We start from the raw sequence: 16,420 nt of genomic DNA, 5'->3' as shown, positions 1-16,420 counted from the left end.
TGAACGCCGCCCTTCGAATATTTTCTACGCTCAGCGAGCCTGGACAAGCGCGGAAATGATACCCGTCGCGATGCTGACCATGACGTAGTCATTATCGGCCTTCACCCACTGATAACCGCGCGGTGGGGTGCGCAGGTGATAACGATGGTAATCACGCACGACATGGCGGCGGTAGCTCGGCGGAAGCTGCTTACCCCGCGACCAGTGATTTCTTTTCACGGTCACCGTTTTCTTGACGACAACTTCGTTTTGCGGATGGCCGTAGCGGTAACCCTGGTGCGAATGTTGCTGCTGGGCGAAAGCCGCTGGGGATGCCAGCAACGATAGGGCAAGTGTTGCCAGAGCGATCTTTTTCATTGTGTTACCTCGTCTGTTGCGTGGCTGAACTAAGCCACAGGTTGTCTTGGGAGACACCCCTGGTTTAGTCCTGACGAGATGAATGAAATCTGAACGCCAATCTAAACAATTTGTAATGTTTAAAATGGGTTAGCCGTACCGCGTGATTTCAAGCGGAGATGCGTCGACATCCGGCGATTTGCCAGAGACGATATCGGCAAGGACGCGCCCGGAACCGCAGGCCATGGTCCAGCCAAGCGTGCCGTGTCCAGTATTGAGGTAAAGATTCGAATATTTGCTGGCCCCGATAATCGGCGGACCATCCGGTGTCATCGGCCGCAGACCGGTCCAGAATGTCGCCTTGGAAAGATCGCCGCCACCCGGGAAGAGATCGCCGACCGAGTGATGCAGCGTTGCCCGCCGCGCGTCGCGAAGGCTCAGGTCGTAACCGGAAATTTCGGCCGTTCCGCCAGCGCGAATGCGATCGCCGAGACGCGTGATCGCGACCTTGTAGGTTTCGTCCATAACCGTCGAAACCGGTGCCGAATCCGGATCGGCAATTGGCGCCGTGATGGAGTACCCCTTGATCGGGTAGACCGGGATGTGAACGCCTATGCGCCGCAAGAGGAAAGGCGAGTAACTGCCGAATGCCACCACATAGGCGTCGGCAGTGAACTCCTCCGTTTCCGTCGAGACGCTGGCGATGCGATTTCCGGATGTGTTTATCGATGTGATGGTGGTGTTGAAACGAAAGGCGACGCCCTGTTCGGCGCATAGCTTTGCCAGCTTGTCGGTGAAAATCTGGCAATCGCCGGTTTCATCGCCGGGAAGACGCAGGCCGCCGACGAACTTGCCTTTGACATTGGCAAGTGCAGGTTCCGCACCGATGCAGCCCGCGGGATCAAGAAGTTCATAGGGAACGCCGAACTGCTTGAGCACCTCGATGTCGCCGGCCGTTCCTTCATATTGTTTCTGGGTGCGGAAAAGCTGCAATGTGCCTTGCATGCGCTCGTCATAGGCGATGCCGATTTCAGAGCGCAGCTCCTTCAGGCAGTCGCGGCTATATTCGGCAATGGGCACCATGCGCGCCTTGTTGCGGGCATAGCGGGCCGAAGTGCAGTTACGCAGCATGCGGATGAGCCAAAGCGCCATATAGGGATCGAACTTTGGCCGCACGACCAGGGGCCCGAAATGCATCAGCATCCACTTGATCGCCTTTACCGGAATGCCGGGACCTGCCCATGGCGAAGAGTAGCCGGGTGAAATTTCCCCTGCATTGGCAAAGCTTGTTTCGAGCGCCGGCCCTGGCTGGCGATCGACGACGACGACGTCATGTCCCGCCTGCGCCAGATACCACGCCGATGTGACACCGACGACGCCACTGCCGAGAACAAGAACTTTCATCGCCGCAATACTCCTTCAATGCGGATTCGTTACCGCCGCACTGTCATATGGCGTGATGCTTCTTTCCAGACATTTCTTTGCAATGCGATGAAATGTCTTGGTTTTCCCGAATGTCAAAAATCCGGACAAAATAAAAGGCCGGGAAAACCCGACCTTCTCAAATTCATCTCGCAACCAGTGCCAGTACATCCGTGGTCAAAGACCGCAGAGACGAATTATCTTTAGGCAGCCTGCAGCTGATCAGCTGTCATCTTGCCGGACTTGTTGTCACGGACCAGCTGGAAGCTGATCTTCTGACCGTCGTTGAGGCTGCGCATACCTGCGCGCTCAACTGCGGAGATGTGAACGAACACGTCTGCCGAACCATCATCCGGCTGAATGAAGCCGAAGCCCTTTGTGGAATTGAACCACTTTACTGTTCCAGTGCTCATGATGAACCCTTTCAATGGAAATATTTCTACCCTCGGCACGACGCGCCAAGCAGTTTTTTAGCTCGATTTTTGAAGAAGGATTTTTTCAGAGCGCCTAGTGGCGCAATAAAAGGACTGACAAACTACCAAATACCGATGGGACTTATATAAACACCAGGCTTTATTTCGTCAATGCCACAACCCAATAAAATATTTGCGTGTAATATAACGAATTGCCTCGGTCCTTCAGATACCCATTTCTATTTAAAAATATTTATCGCCGCCTTCAATGGGCGGAGAACGGCCGTCCGTCCGTGCGAACCCGGATTGAGCTCAAGAATGGGATCATCTCGCCTTTGCCTTGCGCACAGTCTTTGATTTCGTCGCAGGAGCACGCGTGGAAACGTCCGTCTGTTCCGCAGCTTCCTTTGCCAGGCGCAAGGCCTTGAGACGCGCGGTCTTGTTTTCCCATTTTGCGGTTTCATCGTTGATGATGGCGGTCGCGGCAAGCGTCGTCGCCAGGTTCTTCTGCTCGGAAGGACTTAGAACGGGTTTTGGCTTTACGCCGACCGCGGGTATTTGTTTAGGACTATGTTTCATCGTGCCTCGCTTTACTCTGCTACAAGCTTCGCACGTGACGCCGCTGAAGTCTATCGCGCCGGGGTCTGGCGTCCCGGCTTCCAGCCACGCGCAAAGCCATAAGACAGGGCGAGCGAGGCATACTCGATCTCGCGCAGAAGGAATTCGCGTTCGGAAAGCAGCGCGGCAATCGTCGCCCGAGCATCGCCCTGATGGTAGGCCAACGCCTCATCGATTTCATCCTCCGGTTGCCGGGATATCGCGTTCATCAGAATCTCCTTTTCCAAGAGATTGCCACAACCAGACCTATATGAAAAGGAATTTGTTCCTGTTTTGTTCGCGCGCGGAGCCTTGGTGGTGGATTGGTTTGGCGGGCCGATCGGTTGCGCTGCGGCTACTCCAGATACGTAACAAAATGCCCTTGCGCGGTTGCGGATTGGTGCTACCGCGCACTCCAACGTTCTGTTGATCAGTTCGGGAAGTGGTATGTCGGCTCGTCAACGCACAGACGCAATTACCACGCCGCCGCCGACCGCTTCACTCTGGGTGAAATTTGGTTCGGACCGCGCAAAGGCGCTGCCGACAAGCCAAATGACCACGAGGAAGATCAGGGTCGCTGCACACAAAAGTATAAGGCCGACTACGGAAACCGGCCTGTGCTCATGCTCTGGCATAAAGGATCCATCGGCTACGGTTGTACAATGATGAGATACAACCAGAAATTGCAAATAAAGCGTGTTACAGCAGTTCGTTGAGGGTCGGCGTGGGATTCTGGCGGAAGGTTCGACGGAACGCTACTAACATATGATCGCTGCTGCACATATTGGCCGCTTCTAATCCCTTTGGATTAATGGGGCGGAACATTCATGGAACAACAGGTTGCCAGATTTTACGACAGGAATGGATAAAGGCTCGTGATCTTGATGGACCGCGCTTCGCGCTAATTCAGCTCGTGCACTTTAATATTTGTCAAAGCGTGTTACATTATGTTCAACGTTAATTGAAAAAGCGTCCTGCTGCGTCCTTCAAGGTTCGCGCGGCGCTCAAAGGAAAATATCTTGAAAGACCCCGAAACGGGCGCGGGCAACGCGCCGCACGGAGGGGCGTCTGGCGGTGGCACGGTGCTGAATGGCAGCACAGGTCACTCCAAGAATGGGCCCGGGCCTCACGGGGATTCTGCGCTCGATGCGCGGAACGACCAGCCTGATTCCCAGGAAGGACGCTTCGACAAGAATCCCAGGAAACGAGCACGCCGTCGCAGGCGCGGCAAGTCGAAACAGGCGGCTGTTTCGAGTGCACCTTCGCTTGCGCCAACGCCTGTTTCAGTTTCCACCGGCGAAACGCCTCCCGCTGCCACCAAGCATGGAAAGAATCGCCGGCCCAATCGTTTTCGCAGGCGTGGCCGGGCCGGTGTAAAGCCGCCAGCGTCTGCAACGCCGGCGCCCGCGACCGTTTCTGCAAACGCATCGGCAACGCCGCAACCGCAGTCGTCTCGGCAAGACTTCCGCTTTTCTGGGCCCCTTTACGCCGCGCTCGATCTCGGCACGAACAATTGCCGCCTTCTCGTTGCCTCGCCAACGCGTCCCGGGCAATTCCGTGTCGTTGATGCATTCTCCCGCATCGTGCGGCTCGGCGAGGGACTTGGCGCCAGTGGACGGCTCGGCGACAGCGCCATGAACCGCGCCATCGAGGCATTGAAGATTTGCCGCGACAAGCTCGAGAATCACGATGTTCGCAAGGCGCGACTTATCGCGACCGAGGCCTGCCGTCAGGCAGAAAACGGTCCGGAATTTCTGGGGCGGGTCAAGGATGAGACTGGCCTCGAACTCGAGATCATCAACCGGCAGACTGAAGCACGCCTTGCCGTGTCCGGGTGCGGCACCCTGGTCGAGCGCGAGACCGATGCTGTCGTCCTCTTCGACATTGGCGGCGGCTCGTCCGAAATCGCGCTGATCGACCTCACGGAGCGCCGGTCGCCGCGTCTTGCCGAGCACATCATCGCCTGGACGTCGCTTCCGGTCGGGGTAGTAACACTTGCCGAACGCTTCGGCGGGCGCGACGTGACGACGGACAATTTTGCCGTCATGGTCAACCACGTCGCCGAGCTGCTCAATGATTTCTCCGAGCGGCACAAGCTCGGCGATCTCGTCAAGAGCCAGAATTTTCATCTTCTCGGCACGTCCGGCACCGTCACGACGCTGGCCGGCATCCATCTCGGTCTTGAACGCTACGACCGGCGCCGCATCGACGGCATCTGGATGGAGAACAACGACGTAACGGAAATGACGAGCAAGCTCCTCTCCTGGAGCTTTGACCAGCGCGTCGCCAATCCCTGCATCGGGGCTGACCGCGCCGACCTCGTTCTGGCCGGCTGCGCCATTCTCGACGCCATTCGCAATGTCTGGCCGAGCCAGAAGCTGCGTGTGGCCGACCGGGGTTTGCGCGAAGGTATCCTGACTGAACTCATGTCGCGCGATGGTGCGTGGCGCAATCGCTGGCACCGGAGTGCACATGGCTAAGACAACAACGGGCGGGCGCGGCGGCACGGGAACGCGCGGCCTTCATACCAAGATCAAGAAGAAGGCGGGGACGATCAAGGAATCGTCGCGCCGCTGGCTGGAACGGCACATCAACGATCCTTACGTGCAACGATCGAAGCAGGACGGCTATCGCTCGCGCGCCGCCTACAAGCTCATCGAGATCAACGACCGTTACAAGATCCTGAAGAAGGGCCAGCGTATCATCGATCTTGGCGCTGCCCCGGGCGGCTGGAGCCAGATCGCCGCGTCGATTGTCGGGTCGCCAGACGAGCAACCGACCGTCGTCGGCATCGACTATCTGCACGTCGATCCCCTGCCGGGCGTCACGCTTCTCGAAATGGACTTCCTGGACGATGCCGCGCCGGACAAACTGATGGAAGCGCTCGGCGGCCAGCCGGATATCGTGCTCTCCGATATGGCGGCACCGACCACCGGTCACCGTCGCACCGACCATATCCGCACCACGCATCTTTGCGAGGTCGCGGCGGATTTTGCCGTTGCGGTGCTGCGGCCCGGCGGGCATTTCCTGACGAAGACGTTCCAGGGCGGGACGGAAAACGAATTGCTGGCTTTGCTGAAGAAAAACTTCAAATCTGTTCATCATGTGAAGCCGCCGGCGTCGCGCGCCGAGTCTGTCGAGCTCTATCTGCTGGCACGCGATTTCAAGGGATGATGCCAGTATCCTGACGTGGAAATAACGAGGAAACTGCTAAATTCTGTCTTGGAGTGAGGGACGAGCGTTCGCCCGCCACCCGTTTCCTTATCGAATGAATTGAACCTGGATGCAGACTTGCCAGCCGATCCGGGTTCTTTTCATTGTAAGGGGGAAATACTCCCAAAAGCACCTCTTTAGCGTTCGCCTACTCCGCCGCGGCCGGCACTTTCACCAATGGCCGGTGGCCGGAAACTTCTGCGCCTGCATCGGCTCGCAATCCCCGGAACGACAGGCACGCGAAGCTCGATACTGCCGCGACGATAAAGAACGCGATGTGAAAATCGGAGAGTTGCAGCGGACCGCCATGCATCTTGGTCGACACCTCGAGGATGCCGCCCGCAACTGCAACGCCGAGCGCAATGGAGATCTGCTGGGCGACGGAACTGATCGGTGTTGCAAGGCTCGTCTGTTCGTTCGGGATGTCCGCATAGGCGAGTGCGTTCGTTCCGGTGAAGAACAGCGAGCGGAAGAAGCCGCCGGCTAGCAAGACGAGGATCATCAGCACATAGGGCGTTTCCGGGGTGAAGAAGCCATTGACGGCGATGAACGCTGCGGCGACCACCGATCCGTACATCAATGAGTTGCGGAAGCCGGTCTTCCTGTAAAACCATTTTGTTACCAGCTTCATGCTCATTGCTCCTGCGGCAGAGACGAAGGTAATGAGACCGGATTGAAACGGTGTCATGCCGAAGCCTATCTGGAACATCAGGGGCAGCAGGAACGGCACCGCGCCCACGCCTATGCGGAATAGACTTCCGCCGACGATCGATGCCCGGAACACCTGATTCTTGAAGAGATCGAGCGAGAGAAGTGGCTCCGGCGTCTTTCGCGCGTGAAGCAGGTAAAGGACCGCGGAGACAATCCCGAGCGCCAGCGTCGAAAAACCGACCCACGAGGGGAGGGCAGGCAGGCTCACGACGGAAAGACCGAAGACAATGCCGGAGGCGGCGATGCCACTCAGAAAAAATCCGGGAACATCGAGCGGCCGCTGGATCAGCGTTTCGATGGCCGGAAGATAGCGCGTGGCGAACCATATGCCGATAATGCCGATCGGAACGTTGATCAGGAAGATCCAGTGCCAACTGAAATAGGTCGTCAGAAACCCTCCAACCGGTGGACCCAGCAAGGGCCCTATGAGTGCGGGCATGGTGAGCCAGGCCATCGCACCGACAAGTTCGCTGCGCGGCGTCGAGCGGACGAGAACGAGGCGGCCGACCGGCGTCATCATTGCGCCGCCGACACCCTGAAAAAATCGCGACACGACGAAGGCAAACAGTGATCCCGATGCGGCACAGGCAATGGAGCCGAGGACAAAGACGACGATCGCGGCACGAAACACGTTCTTTGCTCCGAAGCGATCGGCCATCCAGCCGCTGACGGGGATGAACACGGCCAGTGAAACGAGATAAGCGGTCAGGGCGAGTTTCAGCGCAATGGGACTCGTACCGATATCCGCGGCAATTGCCGGAAGCGATGTCGAGATAACGGTGGAATCCATTTGCTCCATGAACAGAGCGACGGCAAGGACGAGGGGAACTATGCGGTTCACGATGTTTCCAGTTCTCACAACCGAGAAAACAGGAGGCAGGGTCCGATACGCAGGACTCAGTTGCTCTTGATGAAAGCTCCGATAGCACCGGCTGTTCCAGTGCTCAAGCTGCGATCAAAGAGATGTGATCCGGCAACGCCGTCTTGTGATCGATTTGCCATGGCCGCAAGGACGACGGCTTCGCATGCCGGTGTAAGCTTGGCTGTTGAACGAATACACAGGAGAGGCGTCATGCAAAGTTTCGAGATTTCCCGCCGCGACTTGCTCGTGGCCTCCACAGCAGCCATCGGAGGTTTGACGATGCCGCAATTGATTGCCGATTCCGCCATGGCCGCCGCCGTGCCCCAGTCGGACACGCCGCCGCCAGGCTTCAAGCGGTTCAAGCTTGGCGAGTACGAAATCACCACCGTCCTCGACGGACTGCGCCCCGGTGACGGACCCTATCCGACCTTCGGCGCCAACCAGACGCAGGAAGCCGTCTCGCAATTGATGCGGGCGAACTTCCTGCCTGAGACGAAATTCGTCAACGGCTTTTCCCCGGTGCTGATCAATACCGGATCGGACCTTATCCTGTTCGATACGGGCTTCGGGGCGGCCGGACGGGAGAATGGCCTCGGCAGGCTAGAGGCCAACATGAAGGCCGCCGGTTATACGCCCGACCAGGTTAGCATCGTTGTTCTCACGCATATGCATGGCGACCACATCAACGGTCTCATCAACGGCGACACGCCGGCATTCCCCAATGCCAGCATCGTTGCCGGCGAGCTCGAATATTCGTTCTGGACCGACCCGGCCCGCATGGGAACGCCGGCAGAAAACGGTGCGAAGGCCGTGGCCGCCAAGGTCAAGCCGCTTGCCGAAAAGATCAAGTTCATCAAGGCCGGCGATCCTGTCGCGTCGGGCATCACCAGCGAAGCCGCTTATGGACACACGCCGGGTCATATGATCTTCCACATTGAATCTGGCGGAAAACACCTCGTCATTACCGGTGACACGGCCAATCACTACGTCGCCTCGTTGCAGCGGCCGGATTGGGAGGTCGCCTTCGATACGGACAAGGCCATGGGGGCCGCAACCCGCAAGAAGGTCTTCGATATGATCGCGACCGACCGATTGCCTTTCATCGGCTACCACATGCCGTTTCCCTCGGTCGGCTTCGCCGAAAAACAGGAAGGCGGCTATCGCTTCGTTCCCGTCACCTATCAATTCGACGTCTGATCGTTGGCAGCCCTGTGGACCGCCGGCCGGGCATCGCGCCCGGCGGCGTGGATTTGCCTCAATATCGTGCGCCCGCAGCGCCGCGATAGACCACCTGTAGATCCGATGGCGATAAGTTGATCGTATTGGAATTGCGTTTGACCCTTTTCAAACGGACATATCCGTGTTACCAGCCCGTGCCAATTCATCTGAACTGAACGTGATCGGCGCTCCACCCGTGTGGTGCGCCCTTTAGTCTTTTACCGCAAGGAATTGGTCCATGGCAAAAATCGTTGAATCCGCAACAGGCGCATTGGCACTGACATTTGACGATGTCCTGCTGCAACCCGGTCATTCCGAAGTTATGCCCGGTCAGACCGACATTCGCACCCGCATCGCTCCGGATATCGAACTCAATCTCCCGCTGCTTTCCGCCGCCATGGACACGGTTACCGAGTCGCGGCTCGCCATCGCCATGGCTCAGGCCGGCGGCATGGGCGTCATCCACCGCAACCTCTCCCCGGAACGACAGGCGGAGGAAGTTCGCCAGGTCAAGAAGTTCGAATCGGGCATGGTGGTCAATCCTGTGACGATCGGCCCTGATGCTACGCTCGCAGATGCGCAGGCGCTGATGCGGTCGCACGGCATTTCCGGCATTCCCGTCGTCGAGAATGCAGGCGAAGGCAGTCGCAGGCCGGGCCGGCTCGTCGGCATTCTCACCAATCGCGACGTACGCTTTGCATCAAACCCTGCGCAAAAAATCCACGAACTGATGACGCGCGACAACCTCATCACCGTGCGCGAGAACGTGCAGCAGGACGAGGCGAAGCGTCTGCTGCATCAGCACCGCATTGAAAAGCTGCTGGTCGTCGACGATCGCGGCCACTGCGTCGGACTGGTTACGGTCAAGGACATCGAGAAGTCGCAGCTCAACCCGAATGCCGCGAAGGACGCCCAGGGACGCCTGCGCGTGGCGGCCGCGTCGAGCGTCGGCGAAGACGGCTTTGAACGGGCTGAACGGCTGATCGCCGCCGGTGTCGATGTTCTCGTCATCGATACCGCGCATGGCCATTCGCAGCGCGTTCTCGACGCGGTGACCCGTGCAAAGAAAATGTCGAATGCCGTGCGCATCATCGCCGGCAACGTGGCGACTGCCGCTGGAACGCAAGCCCTCATCGATGCCGGCGCCGACGCCGTCAAGGTCGGCATCGGCCCTGGTTCGATCTGCACCACGCGCATCGTCGCCGGGGTCGGCGTGCCGCAGCTTTCGGCCATCATGTCGGCTGTCGAGGCAGCGCAGAAGGCAGATGTTCCGGTCATCGCCGATGGCGGCATCAAATATTCTGGCGATTTCGCCAAGGCTTTGGCGGCAGGCGCCTCGGCCGCCATGGCCGGTTCGGCTTTGGCGGGTACTGAAGAAAGCCCGGGCGAGGTCTATCTCTATCAGGGGCGGTCGTTCAAAGCCTATCGCGGCATGGGCTCCGTAGGTGCAATGGCCCGCGGTTCGGCCGATCGCTATTTCCAGGCTGAAGTGCGCGATGAATTGAAGCTGGTGCCGGAAGGCATCGAGGGACAGGTCGCTTACAAGGGCCCGGTCGCGGGTGTGCTGCACCAGTTGGCAGGAGGCTTGCGTGCATCCATGGGTTATGTGGGTGCCAGGAACTTGGAAGAATTCCGCGAAAAGGCTACATTCGTGCGCATCACCAATGCCGGTCTGCGCGAGAGCCATACCCATGATGTCACGATCACACGCGAAAGCCCGAACTATCCGGGCGGCAACTGACAAAAGGGCGGAAGGCCATGTCTGACAGCGCCCTCCGCGACCACTTTTCGGCCATGGCGCGCAACAGCGCCTGGTCCAACCATCGCCTTCTGACCGCCTGCGAGCAATTGACCGACGAGGAATTCGCACAGGAGCGCACCAGCTTTTTCCCGTCGATCCAGCTTACGCTCAATCATAATCTGATCGTCGACCATATCTATATGGCCGACATGATCGGCAAGGGCCGGCAGAATGTGGGGATCGAAGGCGACGTGCCGTTTCCGAAGGCGAGCGATCTGAAGCGCGCCCAGGAAGAGTTCGACATTAGCCTGATCGAATTTTGCGATGGCTTGAGCCCAGAAGATCTGGACCGCGTCATTTCGATCACTTGGCGCACCGGCGACACCTCGCAGGAGCCGATCCGCCTCGTGCTGTCGCACCTTTTCGTCCATCAGATCCATCATCGCGGTCAGGCCCACGCAATGCTTGCGGGGACGCAGGTGCCGCCGCCGCAACTCGACGAATTCTTCCTCAACTACGACAGCCCGCGCCGTCAGGGCGAACTATTCACGTAGTGAGTCTTATGCGTGCGCGCGTCACTACGGCGTACCTTTGCTATACAAGGGCAACGATTTCGCGAAGACTGATATCGCGGCTGGCTGAGCCCTCGCACACCTTCAGGGAATGATTTTCCTGTCGCGAAGATCGCGGAAAACCCGCATGAACATTTCCTCGGTGTCCACATATTCGTGGAAGCCGGCGCGTCTGAGTTTCGTCCCGTCGGCAAAGAAATCGTAGTTCCAGCTGAAAACGGCATCGCCGAAGCCCCATGACGAAACGTCCTCATAGGGCGTATCAATAAGGTTGTGCTTGTCGATCATCCGCTTCCAGAGATCCGCCTTGTCCGCCATCACGACGCCGAGCGCCATCGGAAGCGGCGGCGCGACCTCGAGGTCGAAGAATTTCGCGATCTTCGGCCACATCTCGCTCCAGCGGAAAAGGTCGCCATTATTGATGTTGAAGGCCTGGTTGCCACATTGCGGGTGCGTCGCGATGAATACGGTTGCCCGCGCCAGAAGACCGGCGTCAGTCATCTCCATAAGGCTGTCATAGGCGCCGGGCTTGCCGGGGAAGCGCAAAGGTATGCCAAGTTCCCTGGACATCGACGCATAGACGGCGATGACGGAAGCGAGGTTCATCGGGTTGCGCAGGGCAAAGCCGATCACCACGGATGGGCGCAGCGCCGACCACGTCCAGGTCTTGCCCCTCTGCAGGGCTTCGAGAAAATCCTGCTGATCGATGTTGAACTCCGGCGGCATGTGATTGGCGTCGGTTTCCCGCGCCGGCGTCTTGAATGGCCCGAGATGCGCGCCGTAAACCTTGTATCCCTGCATGAGGCTGATGTGCTTAAGACGCGGTGCAATCGGCTCGATGGCATTCACCACATTGACCAGCATGGCGAGATTGGGCGGCACGAGCTCGGCCCAGCTCGGCCTGTCCTGGTAGGCCGCGTAAAAAATGTGGGTTGCGTCGGTAAGCCCCGCGAGTTTGTCCCTCGTATCATCGACGTCGAGCAAATCGACGGCGATGTGGGTTAGCTTGCCTGCCGCATTTCCGCCGCGCCGTGAAAGTCCAACGATCTCCCAGTCGCCGAGTTCGGCCAGATGGGCGATGAGATTGCCGCCAATGATCCCGTTGGCCCCGACGACAACCGCCTTCTTCCGTTCCGATTCCATTTGTGCCTCCTTGATCTGCTTCGAAGGCTAAAATGATTTATATGTTTCAATTTATGTAGACGCGAGATATTTATAACAATCATAAGTGAAGGTTTGAGGCCGTCATGGATCGTTTTGCGGCTATGAAGACGTTCGTTCGGGTTGCGGAGCTGGGCACGCTCTCGGCGGCGGCGCGTGAACTTGGTCTGACCCAGCCCGCCGTAAGCCAGCAGGTCATGGGGCTTGAGCGACACCTGAATGCGCATTTGCTGCATCGATCCACCCGCCGGCTGGCTTTGACGGAAGCCGGCGAGGCCTACTACCGGGAGGTGCGTGCGATCCTGCAATCCGTCGATGAGGCGGAGGAGAGCGTGGCAACGGCAACGATCGGCCTGCGCGGTAGCCTCAGGGTGCATGGTCCGGTCGGCTTCGGCCAGATGCACCTTTCCCCGGCCGTCATCGAATTTCAGCGGCTGCATCCGGACCTTGTGATCGAGCTAGTCCTTGACGACCGCATCGCCGACGTAATCGCCGAAGGGGTCGACGTCGCCATTCGGCTTGGCGAACTCAAGTCGTCCGGGCTGATTGCCCGCAAGCTTGCAACGTTCGAGCGCATTCTCGTGGCTTCGCCTGGCTATCTTGCCGAACATGGTACGCCGCAATCGCCGGACGATCTCATTCATCATCGGCATGTCCGTTTCGCGTGGACGCCGCTCGGAGAGGCGATCCCGCTGATTGGGCCGGCAGGGCCTGTTACCGTCCCGGTTCGCTCGACCTTTCTTGCCAACAACGCCTTCGTGCTCAACGACGCGCTTTGCGCAGGTCTCGGCATTGGCGGCGCACAGGTGCCGCTCGTCGAGGCGCGTCTTGATAGCGGCCGCTTGATCCGGGTGCTTCCCGACCATGCCTACGCGCCGCTCGATATCCACGCGGTCTACGCGACCTCCCGCTTCGTCCCACGCAGGGTCCGCGCGTTCATCGATCATCTTTCGACTTGTATGGCGGGGATTGAAGGCTTGCGCATGATCCACAAGCCTGACTAGAACGTATTCAACAATGGAGGGCTATGGATGTCACAGACCGCAATTTTCTGGCCGATGATCGCACTGACCTTTCTGATCTGCTGCGTTTACGCCGTGGTATTTCTGCGCCGGCGTGAGGCTGTAATCAGCGGTCAGGCACGACCGTCGGACTTCAGGTTGCCGCTTAACGAGCCAGAAGCAAGCGTCAAGGCAATTCGCAATCTGATCAATCTCTACGAACTGCCGGTTCTCTTCTACGTCGTCTGCCTGTCGCTCTATGTCGTCAACGGCGCCAATATTCTTGCCGTGGTTCTCGCCTGGCTTTTCGTCGCCTCGCGCGTCGCGCATACGATCGTGCACATCACGTCCAACCGCCTGCGGCTGCGGCAGCCGCTTTTCATGGTCGGGTTTATTTTGAACGGTGCACTATGGGTTATGCTGGCGCTGCATCTCGCATTGCCGCCTGTCGTATAGGTCCTCCCGATCACACTACCATCATCCTCGGGCTCTCGACCTGAGGATCCATGTTCGCCTGATGACGCTAGTGGGGGACTATGCGGCGAGCGTCTTCAATTCGTCCGCCGAGATGGCGAGTTGCCTGCCGCAATCGACGATCGTCGCGGCGAGCGCCTCGAAATCATCGCGCCGCTCGCTCTGCTTGCGCCAGATCAGGCCGATATCTCGCGCAGGTTCAGGATCAGCGAAAGCCACAATCCGCACATTGTTGCGCGTTGCTTCCGTGCGGACGGCGATTTCCGGTATCAGGGTCAGGCCCATGCCATGGCTGACCATTTGCAGCAGCGTCGCCATGCTCGTCGCGCCGTAGTTGACGAGTTGCCGCCGCTTCACATTGGTGCAAACAGCGAGCGCCTGATCTCGCAGGCAATGGCCTTCCTCCAATAACAGCAGGCGTTCGACGGCGACATCCTCCTGGGTCATCGGCGAGGTCAGGACATCGATATCATTGGTCGAGGTCGCGACGAGAAAACGGTCGCGAAACAGCGGCCGGGCGATCGTCCCTTCCGATTCGATCGGCAAGGCAGCGACCAGCGCATCAAGATCGCCGAGGCGCAAATCTTCGATAAGTTTGGAAGTGACCGCTTCGCGCAATTCGATCGATAGCTCGGGATAAGCCTCATGCAGGGCGGGGACGAGCAGTGGCAGGAGATAGGGCGCGATTGTCGGTATGATACCGAGCCGCAGCTGACCCTTGAGGATGCCGCGCTTTTGCGCTGCAAGCTCTTCAAGTGAACGGATCTCATCGAGAATCGTGCGGATGCGCGGCAGGAGCCGCTTGCCCATGTCGGTGAGGACAACGGTTCTGCGGGTCCGCTCGAACAGCGGCGCACCGAGCCGCATCTCCATCTCCGCGATCTGGGCCGAAAGCGCCGGCTGGGAAATACGCGCCATTTCCGCGGCCTTGCGGAAGTGGAGCGTCGTGGCGAGGATCTCGAAATAGCGCATTTGCCGGACGGAAAACATGATAACCAAATCCTATCAATAATTATTCTAAATACAATTGGAAACTATGATTAGAATGGTTCTATGGTGCGCGCGGATGCGGCAGCGCTGCACCGTGGGATTCTTTTTTCAACATGAAGATATTAGGGAGAGGCCAATGGCTGATCGTCCGACATTGACAACAACTGCCGGTGCGCCGGTTTCCGATAACCAGAACAGCATAACCGCCGGCGAACGCGGCCCGGTGCTGATGCAGGATTACCAGCTTCTCGAAAAGCTTGCGCATCAGAATCGCGAGCGCATTCCCGAGCGCGTCGTGCACGCCAAAGGCTGGGGCGCCTTTGGCACCCTGAAGATCACCGGCGATATTTCCCGCTACACCAAGGCGAAGGCGTTGCAGCCGGGCGCCGAAACGCCATTGCTCCTGCGCTTCTCGACCGTTGCCGGCGAGCTTGGCGCGGCTGATGCCGAGCGCGACGTGCGCGGCTTTGCCATCAAGTTCTATACAAGCGAAGGCAATTGGGACCTCGTCGGCAATAATACGCCGGTCTTCTTCGTGCGCGATCCGTTGAAGTTCCCAGACTTCATTCACACGCAGAAGCGCCACCCGCGCACCAACATGCGCTCGACGACTGCCATGTGGGACTTCTGGTCGCTTTCACCGGAAAGCCTGCATCAGGTAACGATCCTGATGTCGGATCGCGGTCTGCCCGTCGCCCCGATGTACATGAATGGCTACGGTTCGCACACCTATTCATTCTGGAACGACCAGGGCGAGCGGTTCTGGGTAAAGTTCCACTTCAAGACCCAGCAGGGCCACAAATTCTACACCAATGCCGAGGCTGAAAACCTGATCGGCAAGACCCGCGAATCCTATCAGGAAGAGCTTTTTGGCGGCATCGAACGTGGACAGTTCCCGAAATGGACTGTTCAGGTCCAGGTCATGACGGAAGCCGAGGCCGAGAGGACTTCCTATAACCCCTTCGACTTGACCAAAGTCTGGCCGCACGGCGAATTCCCGCCGATCGTGATCGGCGTCATGGAACTCAACCGCAACGCCGACAACTATTTCGCCGAGATCGAACAGGCGGCCTTCTCGCCATCGAATATCGTTCCTGGCATTGGCCATTCGCCCGACAAGATGCTGCAGGCGCGCGTATTTTCTTATGCGGATGCCCATCGCTATCGCCTTGGCACGCATTATGAAGCGCTCCCGGTCAATGCACCGAAATGCCCGGTCCATCACTATCACAAGGATGGCCCGATGAATTTCTTCGGCCAGAAGACCGGCAATGTCGATGCCTATTACGAGCCGAACAGCTTCTCGGGAGCTGTCGAACAGCCCGCCGCGAAAGAACCGCCGCTGCCCCTGTCGGGCGCTGCCGATCGTTATAACCACCGCATCGGCAATGACGACTATGGTCAGGTCGCGGCGCTGTTCGGCCTGTTCGATGCTGGCCAGAGGTCGCGCCTTTTCTCCAACATCGCCGCAGCGATGGAGGGCGTTCCGGGCGCGATCGTCGAGCGTCAGCTGGCACATTTCAAGCGCGTTCATCCGGACTACGAGGCAGGTGTCCGCGCCGCGCTGAAGGAAGCGCATGGCTATGAAGCAAGCTCGATCTCGCAGGAAGAAAAGTCCGAAGCGGCCGAATAATTACGCTGCATCGATCTGAACCGAGAAAAGCCGGGGCAACACGCTCCGGCTTTTCTTTATTGCCGCGGCCATGTAT

General features: G+C 58.6%; 16 protein-coding genes. 8 read left to right on the top strand and 8 right to left on the bottom strand.

Annotated features, from left to right (window positions below; genetic code table 11):
* Positions 1–30 precede the first annotated feature (30 nt).
* The 5 genes from BM074_RS02630 to BM074_RS02610 form a co-directional block, all read right to left on the bottom strand.
* The gene (locus BM074_RS02630; protein ID WP_027230167.1) at positions 31–357 is read right to left on the bottom strand and encodes an RcnB family protein; all 327 of its coding nucleotides are present in this window, start codon (positions 355–357) and stop codon (positions 31–33) included.
* Between the two features lie 129 nt (positions 358–486).
* Entirely contained in the window at positions 487–1,740 is a 1,254-nt protein-coding gene (locus BM074_RS02625; protein ID WP_091919564.1) for a D-amino acid dehydrogenase, read from the bottom strand.
* Positions 1,741–1,961: 221 nt separating this feature from the next.
* Positions 1,962–2,171, bottom strand: coding sequence for a cold-shock protein (locus tag BM074_RS02620; RefSeq protein ID WP_027230165.1), 210 nt, complete (start codon positions 2,169–2,171; stop codon positions 1,962–1,964).
* Positions 2,172–2,495: 324 nt separating this feature from the next.
* Positions 2,496–2,750, bottom strand: a complete 255-nt coding sequence (locus BM074_RS02615; protein ID WP_091919562.1) for a hypothetical protein — start codon at positions 2,748–2,750, stop codon at positions 2,496–2,498.
* A 50-nt stretch (positions 2,751–2,800) separates the two neighbouring features.
* Entirely contained in the window at positions 2,801–2,998 is a 198-nt protein-coding gene (locus tag BM074_RS02610) for a hypothetical protein (protein ID WP_027230164.1), read from the bottom strand.
* A gap of 789 nt (positions 2,999–3,787) precedes the next feature.
* Between BM074_RS02610 and BM074_RS02605 the strand changes: the two genes are divergently transcribed.
* Both BM074_RS02605 and BM074_RS02600 read left to right on the top strand, forming a co-directional pair.
* Positions 3,788–5,248, top strand: coding sequence for a Ppx/GppA phosphatase family protein (locus BM074_RS02605; protein WP_091919561.1), 1,461 nt, complete (start codon positions 3,788–3,790; stop codon positions 5,246–5,248).
* Entirely contained in the window at positions 5,241–5,942 is a 702-nt protein-coding gene (locus BM074_RS02600; RefSeq protein WP_091919559.1) for an RlmE family RNA methyltransferase, read from the top strand. Before BM074_RS02605 ends, BM074_RS02600 begins: the two co-directional genes overlap by 8 nt.
* A gap of 187 nt (positions 5,943–6,129) precedes the next feature.
* Here BM074_RS02600 and BM074_RS02595 read toward each other — a convergent pair whose 3' ends face one another.
* Positions 6,130–7,533, bottom strand: coding sequence for an MFS transporter (locus tag BM074_RS02595; RefSeq protein ID WP_036813283.1), 1,404 nt, complete (start codon positions 7,531–7,533; stop codon positions 6,130–6,132).
* A gap of 231 nt (positions 7,534–7,764) precedes the next feature.
* Here BM074_RS02595 and BM074_RS02590 point away from each other — a divergent pair, with 231 nt between their 5' ends.
* The 3 genes from BM074_RS02590 (at position 7,765) to BM074_RS02580 (ending at position 11,067) form a co-directional block, all read left to right on the top strand.
* Entirely contained in the window at positions 7,765–8,751 is a 987-nt protein-coding gene (locus tag BM074_RS02590; protein ID WP_051614525.1) for an MBL fold metallo-hydrolase, read from the top strand.
* Between the two features lie 259 nt (positions 8,752–9,010).
* Positions 9,011–10,513 (top strand): IMP dehydrogenase, encoded by a 1,503-nt coding sequence (guaB, locus tag BM074_RS02585; protein ID WP_091919557.1) that lies wholly within the window; start codon positions 9,011–9,013, stop codon positions 10,511–10,513.
* A gap of 17 nt (positions 10,514–10,530) precedes the next feature.
* Entirely contained in the window at positions 10,531–11,067 is a 537-nt protein-coding gene (locus tag BM074_RS02580) for a DinB family protein (RefSeq protein ID WP_091919555.1), read from the top strand.
* Positions 11,068–11,169: 102 nt separating this feature from the next.
* Here the strand turns inward: BM074_RS02580 and BM074_RS02570 are convergent, their stop codons facing one another.
* Positions 11,170–12,228, bottom strand: coding sequence for an SDR family oxidoreductase (locus BM074_RS02570; RefSeq protein ID WP_091919553.1), 1,059 nt, complete (start codon positions 12,226–12,228; stop codon positions 11,170–11,172).
* Between the two features lie 122 nt (positions 12,229–12,350).
* Here BM074_RS02570 and BM074_RS02565 point away from each other — a divergent pair, with 122 nt between their 5' ends.
* Both BM074_RS02565 and BM074_RS02560 read left to right on the top strand, forming a co-directional pair.
* Entirely contained in the window at positions 12,351–13,250 is a 900-nt protein-coding gene (locus tag BM074_RS02565; protein ID WP_210186467.1) for a LysR family transcriptional regulator, read from the top strand.
* A gap of 27 nt (positions 13,251–13,277) precedes the next feature.
* Entirely contained in the window at positions 13,278–13,703 is a 426-nt protein-coding gene (locus BM074_RS02560) for an MAPEG family protein (RefSeq protein WP_091919549.1), read from the top strand.
* A 78-nt stretch (positions 13,704–13,781) separates the two neighbouring features.
* On the opposite strand, the gene BM074_RS02555 is transcribed toward BM074_RS02560, so the two are convergent.
* Positions 13,782–14,711: a hydrogen peroxide-inducible genes activator gene (locus BM074_RS02555; RefSeq protein WP_091919547.1), complete on the bottom strand. Its 930-nt coding sequence runs from the start codon at positions 14,709–14,711 to the stop codon at positions 13,782–13,784.
* 136 nt (positions 14,712–14,847) lie between these two features.
* Between BM074_RS02555 and BM074_RS02550 the strand changes: the two genes are divergently transcribed.
* Positions 14,848–16,344 carry a catalase gene (locus tag BM074_RS02550; protein ID WP_027230154.1) on the top strand — a complete coding sequence of 499 codons (1,497 nt, stop codon included), beginning with the start codon at positions 14,848–14,850 and terminating at the stop codon, positions 16,342–16,344.
* Positions 16,345–16,420 lie beyond the last annotated feature (76 nt).

This window comes from Phyllobacterium sp. CL33Tsu (assembly GCF_900113985.1).
In the GTDB taxonomy this organism is placed as follows: Bacteria; Pseudomonadota; Alphaproteobacteria; order Rhizobiales; family Rhizobiaceae; genus Phyllobacterium; species Phyllobacterium pellucidum.
This window is presented reverse-complemented; position numbering and strand designations above follow the sequence as displayed.

Bases quoted from the DNA above. Each gene is read 5' to 3' on its own strand.
- BM074_RS02630 (WP_027230167.1), bottom strand. From the start codon at position 357: ATGAAAAAGATCGCTCTGGCAACACTTGCCCTATCGTTGCTGGCATCC.
- BM074_RS02615 (WP_091919562.1), bottom strand. From the start codon at position 2,750: ATGAAACATAGTCCTAAACAAATACCCGCGGTCGGCGTAAAGCCAAAA.
- BM074_RS02580 (WP_091919555.1), top strand. From the start codon at position 10,531: ATGTCTGACAGCGCCCTCCGCGACCACTTTTCGGCCATGGCGCGCAAC.
- guaB (WP_091919557.1), top strand. From the start codon at position 9,011: ATGGCAAAAATCGTTGAATCCGCAACAGGCGCATTGGCACTGACATTT.
- BM074_RS02600 (WP_091919559.1), top strand. From the start codon at position 5,241: ATGGCTAAGACAACAACGGGCGGGCGCGGCGGCACGGGAACGCGCGGC.
- BM074_RS02560 (WP_091919549.1), top strand. From the start codon at position 13,278: ATGTCACAGACCGCAATTTTCTGGCCGATGATCGCACTGACCTTTCTG.
- BM074_RS02570 (WP_091919553.1), bottom strand. From the start codon at position 12,228: ATGGAATCGGAACGGAAGAAGGCGGTTGTCGTCGGGGCCAACGGGATC.
- BM074_RS02590 (WP_051614525.1), top strand. From the start codon at position 7,765: ATGCAAAGTTTCGAGATTTCCCGCCGCGACTTGCTCGTGGCCTCCACA.
- BM074_RS02555 (WP_091919547.1), bottom strand. From the start codon at position 14,711: ATGTTTTCCGTCCGGCAAATGCGCTATTTCGAGATCCTCGCCACGACG.
- BM074_RS02550 (WP_027230154.1), top strand. From the start codon at position 14,848: ATGGCTGATCGTCCGACATTGACAACAACTGCCGGTGCGCCGGTTTCC.
- BM074_RS02625 (WP_091919564.1), bottom strand. From the start codon at position 1,740: ATGAAAGTTCTTGTTCTCGGCAGTGGCGTCGTCGGTGTCACATCGGCG.
- BM074_RS02565 (WP_210186467.1), top strand. From the start codon at position 12,351: ATGAAGACGTTCGTTCGGGTTGCGGAGCTGGGCACGCTCTCGGCGGCG.
- BM074_RS02610 (WP_027230164.1), bottom strand. From the start codon at position 2,998: ATGAACGCGATATCCCGGCAACCGGAGGATGAAATCGATGAGGCGTTG.
- BM074_RS02620 (WP_027230165.1), bottom strand. From the start codon at position 2,171: ATGAGCACTGGAACAGTAAAGTGGTTCAATTCCACAAAGGGCTTCGGC.